Here is a 12,883-nt window from a genome sequence, read left to right on the forward strand (position 1 = left end):
ACCGAAGTTCACCCACACACACCCAAACAACCACCACCGGCCACAGCCGCCGACAACCGACCACCCCCACCACCACCGCCACCCCACCCAGGGGGGCGCAACCAAAAACCAAACAGCACGCCGCAGGCGCAAACCCCAACCGACAACAGCCAACTACCAACTACCAAAAGCAAAAGGAAAGGGGTTGTCGGAATTTCCGACCCCGTGCACACAGCCTCTGAGCTGCGCAGTTACCCAGAGAGGGCGAATACCGATGTGCTCACTAAGCACCCGACAAGGCACCCCAAGAGGTTACCGACAAGGCACCCCACAAGACCGCTCACAAGACACGGGGCCGAGACGGCGCGAGGAGACACGCCCAGATCAGGAGCCGTGCCGCTTCCCATCCGTGGCTAGGACGTGATACTGTTGTCTTGTTGGAACGGGGCAGGCACTCCGGTCCGACACCCCTTCGAACCACTCCCGAAACAACGGAGACGCCGATGACCGCTCAAGTTCTTCCGCCGGAGCTGCTGATCGAGGCGATGCTGATCGAGGCCGAGTACCAGGGCGCGCGGGAAGCCCTTACCGGCCTGCTCAACCGTCGGAGGAGCGCGCTGTACAAGCTGTGGCGCACCTGCAAGAACCCGAGTCTCATTGCGGCAAATCTGCCTACGACGATCAAAAAGGAAACCGTCGAGGCCGCCGTCGTGAAGCTGGCCCCGCCGCAGGATTTCGAACTTCTGGAATTGTTCGAAATCTCCCACGTATAACCGAAACGCCGGGCGGTAAATGGCATTACCGCCCGGCAAGCCCCCTTCGAACCAAACCACAAAAAGCCAAGGAGACTGAAATGTCCGTTACCATTTCCAAGGGCAGCACCAAGAACCACCGGGGCGAGTTCGAGTTTATGTACGTGAGTGCCATTCGCGGCGTGGGTGAGAAGGTTGAGCGGGTCATCCCGGGCGCGTCGGAGTGGATGCTCTCCGTTGCCACTCAGGCCGACGGTTACGGGGAGGTCGTGGAGTTCTGGGAGGTTATCGGCCAGGAACTCCGGGACGACACGATCAAGCGCCGGGGGTCGCGTAAGGCCCGGCAGTTGGCTAAGGCCCGAGAGGCATTCTCCACCCTGGTTTCTGCGGTTGAGTCCGCCGCAGTCGGCGAGATGGAGAAGGCCGCCCGTTCGGTTCAGCGCGCATGGTCGCTCGGTTGGGCCGGGGTGAATTAAACCCCTCCCGCGTGATCTAGCGCCAATATAGTTTTCTGGTTGCCGGGGCGGGTGCTCCGCCCCGGCAACCTCTCCCACCAAGACCCCGGCCCGAGAGGACATCCCCCGCCATGACCGCCACCAGCACGCCGACCACCCCCGCCAGCGCCTACCAGGTCGGCGACATCGTGCGAGCCCCGCACTGGCAGCGCGGCCGGATCACCGGCCACCGGCGCGCAATCGTCATCGGGTCCCTGGCTGACAGCACCGGGCCGGAAGCCGGCCTCCGGGTGTGGTTCTACACGCTCGGTGCGCCGCAGCTGACCTCAGACGGCCCTAACACCCTGGCCGGGGTCTTCCCCCGCGAGGTCCGCAAGCTGGGCGACATCTACGGCATGTCCGAGCGCCAGATCAGCACGATCACCCGGGCAGCGCGGACGCACGACCACGCCCACCTACTCGCGGTGAGGGCCGAACAGTTCTGGCGCAAGCTCAAGAGCGCGCGAAAGTCCGAGCAGAATTGAAATTCGAGATCAGAAAGGTTGGCTAGAATGCTGGAAATTGCTTGCCAGGAATGCGCTTCGGTCGGTTCATATCGTGCGACTCCCGGAGTATTCTTCCGCTGCCTTGAGTGCCGCCGTGAGCTGACCACCGAGGATCTCGACCTAGACCCGGGGGAAATTTGGGTTGTCAGCGCAACCGGTATTCTCGGATTTGTTATCGACCCCGTCGAATCAATTCGAGAAATGTCTATTGCGACTGACGCATACTTGGGCGCAGAGTGCGACTCGTTGGACGAATTGGAGGCTTTGCGGAGCTTCCATGACGCCGCATTCAGGCTTCAGGGGGCACTGAAGGCAGGTGTCCCCTATCCGATCATGGAAACGTGACGCTGCGCCACGGTGCCCAGGGCATGATATTGTTCTCTTGTTGGCCGGGCAAGAGGTACAGCCCACCGACTCCCTTCGAACCAAATTCACGGAAGGTCACACCAAATGACGAGCCTGACGGAGTTGTACGGCGAGCCGATCCACCAGTTCACCCGGGCCGACGCCCTGGAGGCTGGCGACCTGATGGAGGCCCCCCGCGATCTCGCCCAGGAGGCTGGCTGGCGGTGGCCGGTGGCACTGACCCGCGCTGCGTGGGGCGACTGCGTCGCGTGGAGCAGCGAGGACGACGCGAGGCACCCCGGGCACGGGCAGTCGGAGACCGGGCGACTGTGGGACGTCCTCCGGATGGCGTTCTACGCGGTGCGCAGCGCCAACCCGGGCGTTCGGGCGGTCCCGTTCGAGGTTCTGCGGATTCCGGCGGAGGGCCCCAGCCGGGCGACCCGGGCGAGGCTGGCCGTTCACTGCGGCCCCGGGGACAGCGGGGAGACCGTGATCACGATCATGCAGCCGGACGAGAGTTGACCCCGAGGGCCCGCCCCGCAGGTGGCGGCGGGCCCGACCGGTCACTCCTGCTTCACTTCATGCCCTGGGCATGATATAGTTCTCTTGTTGGTCGGGGGCGGCACCCCCGGCCACCCCTTCCGAATCAGCGATCACCCGGAGGAACCGATGTCCCGGACCGACAACACCCGCCCCACGGCGCTGGCGCGCCAGGACCGCCCCTGGCTGCCGGTCGGCGCGCTGTCCGGCAGCCGCCGCAAGCCGGCCCAGCGGGCGGCCCACAAGCAGGACCGCCGCGCGCTGCGGCTGGCCCTGCGGCACGGCTGGGAGCCGCCGCTACCGCAGCGGCGGCGCGTGGACTGGGACGTCCACTAGCCGGGCTCCCCGGTCCCGCCGCCGGAGCGCGGCGGGACCGGGCTCCGGCCCCGCTTCACACCCTTCGAATCACGCCAAGGAGAACCGATGTCGAACACCCCCACCACCGACCAGGCCGCCGACCCGACCGCGCTGCTCCCCGACCTTCCCGACCCGAGCGGCGGGGACGGGTACGACTGGATGGAGCTGGTCGAGGAGGCCGCCGACGGCTGGCGGGTCGTATCCGGGCTGCGGGACGGTCGGCTGCTCGGCGAGTGGCCGTACATCATCGTGACCGTCTACCGCGACAAGGAGCAGGGTCTGTACGGGGTCGGCACCTACACCGAGGGCGACATCGAGGTGAAGGGCTTCACCGACCGCGCGGAGTACCTGGCCGCCCTCCTGTCGCACGTCGTCGACGACTGACGGCCGGGCGTGGCCACGATGTCGGGTGGCTGATTCCCGCTCGACATCGTGGGTGAAGTCTGATAGAGTTCTCTTGTTGGCAGGCGGTGGGGTGGCTCCCATCGCCAGGCCGGCGCCCCCTTCGAACCGAGGAGTCCGCATGAACCGCACCGCCATCCCCGCCCCCGACGCCCTGTTCGCCGTGAAGTGGAACGACGCCGAGGGGCGCAGCGCCCGGACCGTGAGCGTCGAAGGCCCCGAGTTCGTGAAGCACATGTTCGGGCTGGACGAGGTGCCGACCGGGCAGGCGCAGAACCGCTACCCCGCTCACCTCCTGGGCGGACGGCCGGTCATCACCGCGACCCCGATCACGCTGGAGTGGCGCGAGCTCACCCGGGAGGAGGCCGCCGAGGAGGCCGCCAAGATCACCGGCACGTGGTGGAGCACCATCCCGGGCAGCCACCCGCTGAACCAGGAGAGCTCCACCACCTACGAGATGGCCCAGACGGTGACCCTGCTCGCGGCCGAGGGAAGCCCCGTCGCCATCGGAGAGCACGTCATCGGCCTGATGTACATGGGCGAGCCCTGGCTGTTCATCGCGGAGAACACCCCGGAGACCTGGAACGGCTGACCCAGGACCCGGCCGCCGGGGCAGCGCCCAGCGCCGCCCCGGCCCCGCAGCAGCCGACCTCCGCTGCTCCCCGTCCACACCACCGCAGGAGGCACCGTGGCTGCCAAGATCAGGACCGAACACACCTGCGCCAACTGCGCGCAGCCGGTCACCTTCGACACCAAGCGCTACCCGTACTGGCAGCACGCGGCGCAGGCCGCCCCCACGGCGGACACGACGAGCCGGTGCGTGAGCGCGGACCCACAGCGGTTCTGCACACTGTGCGGGAGCCCGGCGACCAGCTGGCAGGACGCATGGGCGGACTACTCGGGGTGCCGTCCGTGCGGCAACTACGACCGCTACTCGCTGGGGGACTGAGTGCGGGTGGAATAGCCGGCCCCGCCAGCGACAGCCAGGCCGCCGACCCGACCGCGCGGAGTACCTGGCGGCGTGCCTGTCGCACGTCGTCGACGGCCGACAGGCACGGCATTCGGGAGGGGCGATTCCCGCTCGACATCGTGACTTGAGTCTGATAAAGTTCTCTTGTTGGCAGGTGGTGGGGAGACCCACCGCCGAGCCGGCGCCCCCTTCGAACCGAGCACTCCGCACAACCGCGAGAGAGGTACGTCCATGAAGACCACCACCGAGCTCCCCGCGTCCAGCGTCCCGGCCGCCTGCACCGATGGTCACCTCTTCAGCCCGACCGCCGATCTCGTCGCGGCCGGACTCGACTTCCGGCCGGGCGACCAGTTCCAGCCGATGGCACCGGCCCCACTCAGCGACCTGCGAGCGAAGGCCGAGTGGTGGCGCACCGTCGCCAACCTCAGCGCCCCCGACTTCCTCGGCCTGACACCCGGCAGCACGATCACGGTGCACCACGGCGGGGGAGTGAGCGCCGCTGAGGTGATCTCGACTTCCCGGGCCGGTGCCCGCGTACAGGTGGCACTGCCCGAGGACGTGGAGGGGCTCCACCTTGAGCTGACCGTGACCCGCCGGAGCCCGTCCGGCTCCTGGTACGGCCCGTACGGCCCCACCCCCCAAGCCTGAGCCCCCGCCCCCGCGCTGCGCCCGCCGCCGAGCGGGCGCAGCTGGCGCGCTGGTGACGCCGCACGAGGTGGCCGAGCTGCGCGCCGATCGACAGGCCGGATAACGGCCCGGGGCGAGGTAAGTCCACTTCCAATCATGGCTCAGCCATGATATAGTTCTCTTGTTGGGACGGGGCGGGCGCTCCGACCCGGCCCCCCTTCGGACCAGCCCCACAGGAAGGCACACGATGCGCACGATCGCCGTCCACCCGGAAGCCGCCGCCGCTCTCGCCCCGCTCGCGTTCGGGGAGTTCACCGCCACCGTCTGGGAGGACGGCGGGTACCTGGCCGGATGGCAGTACACCGTGCCCGGCTGCGCCTGCGTGGTGACCCTCTGGCCGGAGAACATGTTCAACGAGCCCGACGCCCCGGCGGAGTTCACCCCGGTCGGCCCGTGGTCGTACGTCGGCCGGTTCGACGTCGCCACCGCGGAGGGGTGTCGCAACCCGGGCGACTGGACCAACCCGGCCAACCGGGACGGCCACCCGACCCCGCACCACGCGCTGTCCGAGGGCCTGGACGAGCACCGCGCGGTGTGCGTCGAGTTCCGCCAGGCCATCACCCGGTGTCTTGAGTGCGGCGACGCCAAGCAGGAGCACGGCCGCCCGGACAGCTTCCTGGGCTGCGAGGACTTCCGCCCCGGCAAGGAGCCCGGCCGCCGCGACTGGGAGATCCGACGCGAGGCGCGCGGCCTCTGGACTCCCCGCGACTGAACCACCCCGCCGGGGCGGCGGCTGGCACCGCTGCCCCGGCCCGCAGCGCCACCGCTGCGCCCTTCGAATCAGCACCCCACCAAGGAAGGACCCCCCAATGACCCGGACCAAGGTCGCCGCCAAGCCCGCCGAGCCGACCCAGACCAGCGGTATCGAGTACTTCGAGTTCCTCTCGTCCCAACTGATCGTCGACCCGTTCAACCACCGCCAGGGCAAGGTGGCACCCCCCTCCCCGCGACTGAAGGCCAGCGTCGCCGAGGTCGGCGTCAAGGAAGCCGTCGGCGTCCGCAGGCAGGCCGACGGCACGTGGGGCGTCTTCAAGGGCCGCCGGCGACTGCTCGCCGCCCAGGAGGCCGCCGAGAAGGCCAAGGCCAAGGGCATCGACCCCAAGACCCTCCCGCCGGTCCCCGCGCTGGTCCACCACGACCTGACCGACGCGGACGACGAAACCCTGCTGCTCTCCCTGCTGGAGAACCAGTTCCGCGAGAACGCCACCAAGGCCGACGAGCTGCAGGTGGCCGAGCAGCTGGCCCTCATGGACGTGCCTGAGGCTCGCCGCCGCCGCCACGCCAAGGTCCTGGGCGTCTCGGCAGCCCAGCTCAAGGCCGCCAAGGGCGCGGCGCAGCTGAGCGAGTCCGACCGGGTCAACGCGCTGCACGCCGACTTCGACTGGGTCGAGATGGACCAGTGGCAGCAGGTCGGCGGCGGGTGGGCGGACTTCCAGAAGCTCAAGGACGCCAAGAAGCGGGATCTCGCGTCGGGCAAGGCCGGGAACGGCGAGTGGCGGCAGACGCTCCAGGCGATCAAGGACAGGCAGGCCGAGGAGGCGAAGCGGCAGGCCGTCACGGACGAGCTGAGCGCGGCCGGGGTGCGGGTGATCGACTTCCCGTGGCGGTGGTTGGGCCACACCGCCCAGCCGCTCGCCCACCTCCTCACCGCACTGGGCAAGCCGTTGACCACGGAAGTGCACTCCCAGGTGTGCCCGAGCCACGGCGCGACGGTCGACCCGGACACGCTGGAGGTGATCTACGTGTGCACCAACTGGCACGCCGAGGGTCACCTGCCCACCGAGGAGTACGCCAAGGAGCTGGAGGAGGCGGGAAAGACCCCGGTCGACCCCGAGGCCGAGAAGGCGAAGGCGAAGGCGAAGCGCGAGGGCACCGCCGCGTGGCGCTCGGCCCGGACCGTCCGGCAAGAGGTACTGCGGGCCGCGATCGCGGGCAAGAACCTGCCGGAAGCCGCCGACGCGCTGACCGAGCGAACCGTCATGGGCCACGCGAAGTGGTGGTTCAAGTCGGTGGCCTCCGGCCGGACCGAGGTGGCCGCCTTCCTGCTGGGCGTGCCGGACCCGAACGAGGGGCGCAGCCAGTGGGAGCGGGCGGAGGACCCGTTCGCGGAGCTGATCGCCACCGGTCCGAAGACGCGCCGCAGGCATCGCATGTTCGCCCGGGTGGTCGCCGCGATCGAGTACTACGTCATGGGCGACAAGGAGTGGCTGGAGCCGACCGAGGACATGGTCACCTACCTGCGCTTCCTGGAGGAGACGTTCGACTACCCCCTGGCCGAGTGCGAGCGCGACGCGATCGCCGCGTACGAAGCCAAGACGAAGCAGGACGACAAGGCCGACGGTGGCGAGTCGGCCGACACCGACGACCAGGGCGACGGCGACGGCGGATCGGCAGGGGAGAGCAGCCCCGCGCCGGAGGCGCAGCCCGAGGCCGCGCCCGAGCCGCAGGCGCAGCCCGCCCAGGAGGGCGCAGCGGGTGAGGAGACCGGGGCCCCGGACGGGCCCGAGACGGAGCAGCAGCCGACCGGGGGCGTCCAGGCCCAGGGCTGACAGCAAGGCCGGGGCGGGGGGCGCGGACGCGGCTCCCCGCCCCCGGCCCGACCGGAAAGGAGGGCACGTGGAGAAGGCCGAGGAGGTAGCCGGCGACCTGTTCGCCGCGCTGCTGAAGGAGACCGCCGAGTGGGCCGACAGCTCCGAGAAAAGATGGGCGGAAGGACTCTGGAAGATGCCGCCCGCCGAAGCGCTCACCGCCATGGAGGAGTCGGACTGTCTGCCCAGCCAGCTGGCCGGTCCCGCCGCCGCCGCGCTGCGCTTCCTGGTCCCACACGTCTACGACGTCCCGGGGTGACCGGTGCGGGCGGGCTGGGGAAGACGAACGGCGGTCCGCCCCGCCATAAGGCGGGACCCCCCGTCGAGCTGACGGCAGGCTGGCGCGGACCGCCATCGGCGGCAGGTTTCGACGCTGCCGCACCCTTCGAACCAGTTCTCACAAGGAGATCCGGTTGCGAGGCTTCAGGATAGCGCGGCGGGCAATCGGTCCATGACGGGTGGATCACGCTTGCATGCGTGAACAAGAGTTGATATAGTTCTCTTGTTGGCAGGGGCGGCACCCCGGCCCACCCCCTTCGAGTCAGCACCCAGGGAGATCCGATGAACGATCAGGCAGCAACGACCCCCGCCGAGCCCACCACCGAGGACGGCCGACCCGACTGGACGACCCTTCCCGCGCACGCCTTCACCGCTGCGCCCCGGGCCACGCAGGTCTCCCTGTTCGCCATCGGAGACGACCCGTTCGGCACCCCGTCGCTGCTCGACGACGCACAACCGCTGTTCTGACCGCCCGTCCAGGAACAGCCCCCTCCGAACCCGTCGCCAGCCTGCTCCGACCGCTCCGGCGGCCAGGCCAACCCACAAGGAGAGCAAGACCATGGCCCACCCGATCGACTTCGAGACGTCGCGCGACCAGGCGTCGCCTACCCAGCCCCTCGTCCACACCAGCACCACCGAGGACCTGACCATCACCACCACCGTCACCGCCGCCACCCTGGTAGTGGAACGGATGGCCGAAGGATGGGACGCCCCCGTCACCGAGACCCGCGCCTACCCCACCCCCGAGCGCGCCCTCTCCGCCGCCGAGGCGTGGCACCGGAACTGACCACCATTGCCCCGGGCCACCCGGCCCGGCGGCACCGCTGCGCCCCGGCCGCCCGCCGGGGCGCCGACCCCGAACCAGAGAAGGACCGCCATGGAGATTTCGCCGCGCTGGGAGGAGCTCAGCATCCAGTTCGCCGCGCTCGGCGAGCAGATCGCCACCAGCCTGAACACCCTCGAACCCGAGGAGCGGCGTGGTTGGACCCACCGTCGCGAAGACAATGCGTACGGCTCGGTTGGACTCGAGCACCCGGAAGGCTGGAAACTGCACATCTGGCGGGAGAAGGCGCACTGCACGGGCGCAGCCGGCCAGCGGCTGACGATCCAGGGCATCGTGCCGAGCGAGTACCGGGGACGGGCGAAGCACCGGATCACGGTCGCGGGTGACCGCGCACCCCGGGACATCGCTCGCGACATCGCGCGGCGCCTGCTCCCGGACTACCGGGACACGGCGGCCCAGGCGTTCGAGCACCGCGACCAGGAGCAGGCCGCCACCCGGGCCCGAGTGGCGGCATTCGCCCGGCTGCGCACTGTCCTGCCCGCGCTGAGCACCGGAGCGAGCAGTGTCGAGAGCGGGTACGGGCTGTTCTACCGGGGGTACGCCCGGGTGGCCGACGGTCGCGGGGGCACCCGGAGAAGCGAGCACGGCGCCCTCGCCTCCGGGACGGTGCGGCTGTCGTTCGACGGGTCGACCGGTTCCATCAAGGCGGACGAGGTGCCGCTGGAGTTGCTGGTGGAGTTCCTGACGCGGCTCAACGCCGACCGCCAGGCCCTGACCGGGACGGTCATGCCGCGCGAGCTGGACAGTGCTCTGCGTGAGCTGGGCTGGCAGCCGCGCGTCGTCCCGGGCGAGGTAGTCACCGGGGAGCCGTCGGGCAGCGGGGAGCAGCGGCGCGCCGGGGTTGAAGGGGACTGATCACGCTTGCCTTCGTGGTCTGAGCCTGATATAGTTCTCTTGTTGGCAACGGAGCACCTTCCACCGGAGGAACCAGATGGACGTCAAGCGCGGATACGCCTGGGGGATCGGCGGCGAGAAGTACCTGATCATCCCCGGCGAGGCGTGGGAGCGGCCCCCACTGGCCGGCGATCCGCAGGAGGCCGTCCGGCCGGACCACTCCCGCGTGGACACCCTCGCGCTGGTGGAGCGGTTCTGGCACGGGGGTGTGAGCGGCGACGGCTACGTGCACCGCATCGTCGAGGTCGTTCCGACCACCTGACCACCCGCGCCCCGCGGGGGGCGGCGGCAGGCACCGCCGCCCCCCGGTCCCTTCGAACCACACACCGACCTGGAGCCCCGATGCAGCTCGCTCTCCTTCTCACCAGCCCCGGACGTCCGACGGTCCGGATCGGCCCCTTCGACAACAAGGTCGCCGCCGATCAGTTCCGCTGCGGCCTGGGCGGCCAGCTCCACGCCACGCCCCACCCGGAGGGCCTAACCGTAGCCCTCGCCCCGTTCGACCCCCTTGAGCCGCACCTGGCCGCCTCCCTGCCCCAAGAGGCCCGGGAACTGGTGATGCTGCTGCTGGACCACCCCGTGGAGACCTTCCCCGAGCTCTACACCCGGCTGAGGGCCGAACACGGGCCCGACGACGCGGAAGACATCTGGGAAGAGGTGCAGGCGATGGCCGCCGACTTCTGCAAAGCCCGCCCCGACGGCGCTCCCGGCCTCTGGTGCGCGCTGCCCGTCGGTCACCCGTCGGTCGTGCACGTGGACCGCCACGGATACGGCTGGGGGAACGGCTCCGAGCACCCGCGCACGCCCGTGGTGCTCCTGGCCGACCGGCTCACCTGACAGACCGGTGCCCGCAACGGGCACGGCCCGCATCAACACCTGCCCGAACACCTGCCCGGGGCGGCGGCTGGCCCCGCCGCCCCGGCCCCCTTCGAACCGGATACCGAACCGAGGAGACACCACCGTGCGCACCCACCAGCCCACCGCCGCCGACCAGGCCCGCAAGATGGTCACCGCCGCCCTGCTGAAAGCCGGGCTGCGCCCGACCTCCCTCCACCCGGACGAGCCCTGGCGGGGCCGCACCACCGGGTTCCTGGTGCGCGGCAACGAGACGGCCGTGACGGTCAGCCGCCACCCCCTGCCGCTGGACCGCCAGGCCCGCGAGACCTACCACCGCGCGGTCTACGCCGGTTCGGTGGCAACCAACAGCGCATGGCGGTACGAGGACGGCCCCGAGGGCTCCCTGGTGGTGCGCCCCGGCGTCTGGGGGTGGGGCGGGCCGATGACCACGCTCGGCCCGCTGACCGCCCTGGCCGACGAGGAGCTGGAGACGGCGCTCACCGGCGAGGCGTTCGAGATCTGGGCGGACACCCCGACCGGGCGCACCGTCGTCCCGGTGGGCAACTCCCGCACGACGACCCTGGACATGCTCCGACGCGACCTGAAGAAGGGGCGCACGGTGGCCACCGACGCCCAGGGCGTGGTCACGGTCGATGCCCACAACTTCGGAGGCGACCCCTACCGCGTGTACGTCAACGCCGTCCCCGCCTCGTGGGTCGGCGGCCTGTGCGCGGAATGCGGCTGCACCCGGCGCGAGCACGGCGACCTCTACAAGCCGCTGTGCTGCGACGAGTTCCGGCGCTGACCCACCCACGGGCGGCGGGCCCCCGGCCCGCCGCCCCACCCCGCCGCCGAGGCCGCGGCAAGAACGAGCACCCACGACCAGAAAGGACCGGACAGCCGTGACCGAAGCGGACCTGACTGCCGAACAGAAGACCCTGGCGCAGCAGCGGGCCCGGCTCCCGCGCTCGCTGCGCCAGCTGCGCGGATTCGTGGACCGGTTGGCCGGCCTGCCGGAGCGCAGCGCGTACGACGCCTATCTGCTGGAGTGCCTGCGCGCGGTCCTGTTGGAGCAGGAGGTGGATTCCGCCGTGTCGGGGCGATCGGTCCACCCCGGGCTGCGCGTCGAGGGCAACGCCTGGCCGGAGGCGGACCCCGCGAGCCGGTTCAGCGTGGTGCTGACCGGGGGCCGGGGGCGCCTGCTGAAGCGAGGGTTCCCGACGGCGCACGCGGCCCGCTGCGCTGCGGTCCGGCTGGCCGACGCCGCCGACTGGCGTCTGCCGACGGCGGAGTTCGGGGCGCAGCACCACGCCGCCGTGCTGGCCGAGGGGGCCGGGCCGGAGTGACGGCCCGCCGTGCGACCAGGCCCCGGTCGCACGGCGTCCGTTGGGCCGGTCGGGTGAATGGCGGGAGAAGTGCGGAATTCCAGCCCAATCATGCTCTAACTCTGATATAGTTCTCTTGTTGGCAGGCGGTGGGGGTGGCACCCCACCGCCGAGCCGACGCCCCTTCGAACCACCAGCACCAGGAGGCACCGCCATGCAGCACCACGACGACAACGAGCGCGCCATCCCGACGATCCCCAGCCCCCGGCGCAGCGGCGAGAACTCCCGCTCCGGCGGCGCGGCGAAGGCGCCGGCCACGCCGGGGCGCATCCCGGGCCAGCGCGGCCGAGACAAGCGCGAGAGCTGACCGGCGAGCATCTCCGGGGCGGCGGCCGACACCGCCGCCCCGACCCCGCCCTTGCACCACCCCCACCCCACCGGCCCACCAGGGACAGGAACAGCAGCCATGCCTACGACCACCCCGCTCCCGAGCCAGCAGACGACCGAACTCCTGCGGATCGCGCTGGACGCCGCCCCGCTCATCGCTGCCGCCACGGCGCAGCTGCCGACCCGGCGCGGCACCATGGTCGCGTTCGCCTTCGACAATGACGGCGTAGAGGCCGTATTCGCCCAGGCGCTGACCAGCCCCGAGTGCATCTCAGCCCTGACGGTCATCGGGAGGGAGTTCGAGGAGGCAGGCTGGGGCTCCAGCTACAGCGGCCGGTCGGCGCACCTGATCCACCCGCTACACCTGACCAGGCACGTTGGGCCCGGTCAGGGTCCGTCCACCCTCACGGCCGCACTGGCCGCCAACGGGGGCGACCCGGTAGGCCGCGCGCTGGACGCGGCGGGCCACGACCGCCAGGCAGCCGCGTGGCGCACGGCCGTCCACCCCGGGGACCCGCGCACTCGGCCCGGGTCGGCTGAATCACGGTGGCCGTCGTGAATGTTCTCTGATATAGTTCTCTTGTTGCGCCGGTTGGTCGCTCACTCCGGCCACACCGCCACCTGACGGGCTTCCGCAACCCTCTCGGCGGCGCGGCCCGCGCCAGCGCCACCGCCCCGATCCCCACGACACCCCGCC

The 12,883-nt window shown here is 70.6% G+C and carries 22 protein-coding genes; all 22 read left to right on the plus strand.

The window, feature by feature from the left end:
• The first annotated feature begins 482 nt into the window (after positions 1-482).
• A complete protein-coding gene (locus IF30_RS0114080) occupies positions 483-752 on the plus strand; it encodes a hypothetical protein (protein ID WP_051710240.1) in 270 nt (89 codons plus the stop codon).
• Positions 753-832: 80 nt separating this feature from the next.
• Complete coding sequence (locus tag IF30_RS0114085; RefSeq protein WP_030237082.1) at positions 833-1,207, plus strand: hypothetical protein; 375 nt, start codon at positions 833-835, stop codon at positions 1,205-1,207.
• A gap of 110 nt (positions 1,208-1,317) precedes the next feature.
• Entirely contained in the window at positions 1,318-1,710 is a 393-nt protein-coding gene (locus IF30_RS0114090) for a DUF6409 family protein (protein WP_030237084.1), read from the plus strand.
• A gap of 27 nt (positions 1,711-1,737) precedes the next feature.
• A complete protein-coding gene (locus IF30_RS47740; RefSeq protein ID WP_158835000.1) occupies positions 1,738-2,076 on the plus strand; it encodes a hypothetical protein in 339 nt (112 codons plus the stop codon).
• 105 nt (positions 2,077-2,181) lie between these two features.
• Entirely contained in the window at positions 2,182-2,598 is a 417-nt protein-coding gene (locus tag IF30_RS0114095) for a DUF6573 family protein (RefSeq protein ID WP_030237086.1), read from the plus strand.
• Positions 2,599-2,745: 147 nt separating this feature from the next.
• The gene (locus IF30_RS0114100; protein WP_030237091.1) at positions 2,746-2,952 is read left to right on the plus strand and encodes a hypothetical protein; all 207 of its coding nucleotides are present in this window, start codon (positions 2,746-2,748) and stop codon (positions 2,950-2,952) included.
• Positions 2,953-3,039: 87 nt separating this feature from the next.
• Complete coding sequence (locus IF30_RS0114105; protein ID WP_030237094.1) at positions 3,040-3,357, plus strand: hypothetical protein; 318 nt, start codon at positions 3,040-3,042, stop codon at positions 3,355-3,357.
• 139 nt (positions 3,358-3,496) lie between these two features.
• Positions 3,497-3,967, plus strand: a complete 471-nt coding sequence (locus IF30_RS0114110; RefSeq protein ID WP_030237097.1) for a hypothetical protein — start codon at positions 3,497-3,499, stop codon at positions 3,965-3,967.
• 96 nt (positions 3,968-4,063) lie between these two features.
• Entirely contained in the window at positions 4,064-4,324 is a 261-nt protein-coding gene (locus IF30_RS0114115; protein WP_030237101.1) for a hypothetical protein, read from the plus strand.
• Between the two features lie 252 nt (positions 4,325-4,576).
• Positions 4,577-4,993, plus strand: coding sequence for a hypothetical protein (locus IF30_RS0114120; protein ID WP_030237103.1), 417 nt, complete (start codon positions 4,577-4,579; stop codon positions 4,991-4,993).
• A gap of 226 nt (positions 4,994-5,219) precedes the next feature.
• Positions 5,220-5,744, plus strand: coding sequence for a hypothetical protein (locus IF30_RS0114125; protein WP_030237106.1), 525 nt, complete (start codon positions 5,220-5,222; stop codon positions 5,742-5,744).
• A gap of 97 nt (positions 5,745-5,841) precedes the next feature.
• The gene (locus IF30_RS0114130) at positions 5,842-7,581 is read left to right on the plus strand and encodes a ParB/RepB/Spo0J family partition protein (protein ID WP_030237109.1); all 1,740 of its coding nucleotides are present in this window, start codon (positions 5,842-5,844) and stop codon (positions 7,579-7,581) included.
• Positions 7,582-7,648: 67 nt separating this feature from the next.
• Entirely contained in the window at positions 7,649-7,879 is a 231-nt protein-coding gene (locus IF30_RS0114135; protein WP_030237113.1) for a hypothetical protein, read from the plus strand.
• Between the two features lie 302 nt (positions 7,880-8,181).
• On the plus strand, positions 8,182-8,367 hold the full coding sequence (locus IF30_RS0114140) for a hypothetical protein (protein WP_030237115.1): 186 nt from the start codon (positions 8,182-8,184) through the stop codon (positions 8,365-8,367).
• Positions 8,368-8,458: 91 nt separating this feature from the next.
• On the plus strand, positions 8,459-8,686 hold the full coding sequence (locus IF30_RS0114145) for a hypothetical protein (protein ID WP_030237117.1): 228 nt from the start codon (positions 8,459-8,461) through the stop codon (positions 8,684-8,686).
• Between the two features lie 90 nt (positions 8,687-8,776).
• On the plus strand, positions 8,777-9,598 hold the full coding sequence (locus tag IF30_RS0114150; RefSeq protein WP_030237119.1) for a hypothetical protein: 822 nt from the start codon (positions 8,777-8,779) through the stop codon (positions 9,596-9,598).
• A gap of 76 nt (positions 9,599-9,674) precedes the next feature.
• A complete protein-coding gene (locus IF30_RS0114155) occupies positions 9,675-9,899 on the plus strand; it encodes a hypothetical protein (RefSeq protein WP_030237122.1) in 225 nt (74 codons plus the stop codon).
• An 80-nt stretch (positions 9,900-9,979) separates the two neighbouring features.
• Complete coding sequence (locus tag IF30_RS0114160; protein ID WP_030237126.1) at positions 9,980-10,474, plus strand: hypothetical protein; 495 nt, start codon at positions 9,980-9,982, stop codon at positions 10,472-10,474.
• Positions 10,475-10,598: 124 nt separating this feature from the next.
• On the plus strand, positions 10,599-11,279 hold the full coding sequence (locus IF30_RS0114165; RefSeq protein WP_030237128.1) for a hypothetical protein: 681 nt from the start codon (positions 10,599-10,601) through the stop codon (positions 11,277-11,279).
• 97 nt (positions 11,280-11,376) lie between these two features.
• Positions 11,377-11,820 (plus strand): hypothetical protein, encoded by a 444-nt coding sequence (locus tag IF30_RS0114170; protein ID WP_030237131.1) that lies wholly within the window; start codon positions 11,377-11,379, stop codon positions 11,818-11,820.
• 193 nt (positions 11,821-12,013) lie between these two features.
• Positions 12,014-12,166 (plus strand): hypothetical protein, encoded by a 153-nt coding sequence (locus IF30_RS47745; protein ID WP_158835003.1) that lies wholly within the window; start codon positions 12,014-12,016, stop codon positions 12,164-12,166.
• Between the two features lie 99 nt (positions 12,167-12,265).
• Complete coding sequence (locus IF30_RS0114180) at positions 12,266-12,745, plus strand: hypothetical protein (RefSeq protein ID WP_030237134.1); 480 nt, start codon at positions 12,266-12,268, stop codon at positions 12,743-12,745.
• Positions 12,746-12,883 lie beyond the last annotated feature (138 nt).

This window comes from Streptomyces sp. NRRL S-350 (assembly GCF_000719705.1).
Lineage (GTDB): Bacteria > Actinomycetota > Actinomycetes > Streptomycetales > Streptomycetaceae > Kitasatospora.

Bases quoted from the DNA above. Each gene is read 5' to 3' on its own strand.
- IF30_RS0114080 (WP_051710240.1), top strand. From the start codon at position 483: ATGACCGCTCAAGTTCTTCCGCCGGAGCTGCTGATCGAGGCGATGCTG.
- IF30_RS0114085 (WP_030237082.1), top strand. From the start codon at position 833: ATGTCCGTTACCATTTCCAAGGGCAGCACCAAGAACCACCGGGGCGAG.
- IF30_RS0114090 (WP_030237084.1), top strand. From the start codon at position 1,318: ATGACCGCCACCAGCACGCCGACCACCCCCGCCAGCGCCTACCAGGTC.
- IF30_RS47740 (WP_158835000.1), top strand. From the start codon at position 1,738: ATGCTGGAAATTGCTTGCCAGGAATGCGCTTCGGTCGGTTCATATCGT.
- IF30_RS0114095 (WP_030237086.1), top strand. From the start codon at position 2,182: ATGACGAGCCTGACGGAGTTGTACGGCGAGCCGATCCACCAGTTCACC.
- IF30_RS0114100 (WP_030237091.1), top strand. From the start codon at position 2,746: ATGTCCCGGACCGACAACACCCGCCCCACGGCGCTGGCGCGCCAGGAC.
- IF30_RS0114105 (WP_030237094.1), top strand. From the start codon at position 3,040: ATGTCGAACACCCCCACCACCGACCAGGCCGCCGACCCGACCGCGCTG.
- IF30_RS0114110 (WP_030237097.1), top strand. From the start codon at position 3,497: ATGAACCGCACCGCCATCCCCGCCCCCGACGCCCTGTTCGCCGTGAAG.
- IF30_RS0114120 (WP_030237103.1), top strand. From the start codon at position 4,577: ATGAAGACCACCACCGAGCTCCCCGCGTCCAGCGTCCCGGCCGCCTGC.
- IF30_RS0114125 (WP_030237106.1), top strand. From the start codon at position 5,220: ATGCGCACGATCGCCGTCCACCCGGAAGCCGCCGCCGCTCTCGCCCCG.
- IF30_RS0114130 (WP_030237109.1), top strand. From the start codon at position 5,842: ATGACCCGGACCAAGGTCGCCGCCAAGCCCGCCGAGCCGACCCAGACC.
- IF30_RS0114140 (WP_030237115.1), top strand. From the start codon at position 8,182: ATGAACGATCAGGCAGCAACGACCCCCGCCGAGCCCACCACCGAGGAC.
- IF30_RS0114145 (WP_030237117.1), top strand. From the start codon at position 8,459: ATGGCCCACCCGATCGACTTCGAGACGTCGCGCGACCAGGCGTCGCCT.
- IF30_RS0114150 (WP_030237119.1), top strand. From the start codon at position 8,777: ATGGAGATTTCGCCGCGCTGGGAGGAGCTCAGCATCCAGTTCGCCGCG.
- IF30_RS0114155 (WP_030237122.1), top strand. From the start codon at position 9,675: ATGGACGTCAAGCGCGGATACGCCTGGGGGATCGGCGGCGAGAAGTAC.
- IF30_RS0114160 (WP_030237126.1), top strand. From the start codon at position 9,980: ATGCAGCTCGCTCTCCTTCTCACCAGCCCCGGACGTCCGACGGTCCGG.
- IF30_RS47745 (WP_158835003.1), top strand. From the start codon at position 12,014: ATGCAGCACCACGACGACAACGAGCGCGCCATCCCGACGATCCCCAGC.
- IF30_RS0114180 (WP_030237134.1), top strand. From the start codon at position 12,266: ATGCCTACGACCACCCCGCTCCCGAGCCAGCAGACGACCGAACTCCTG.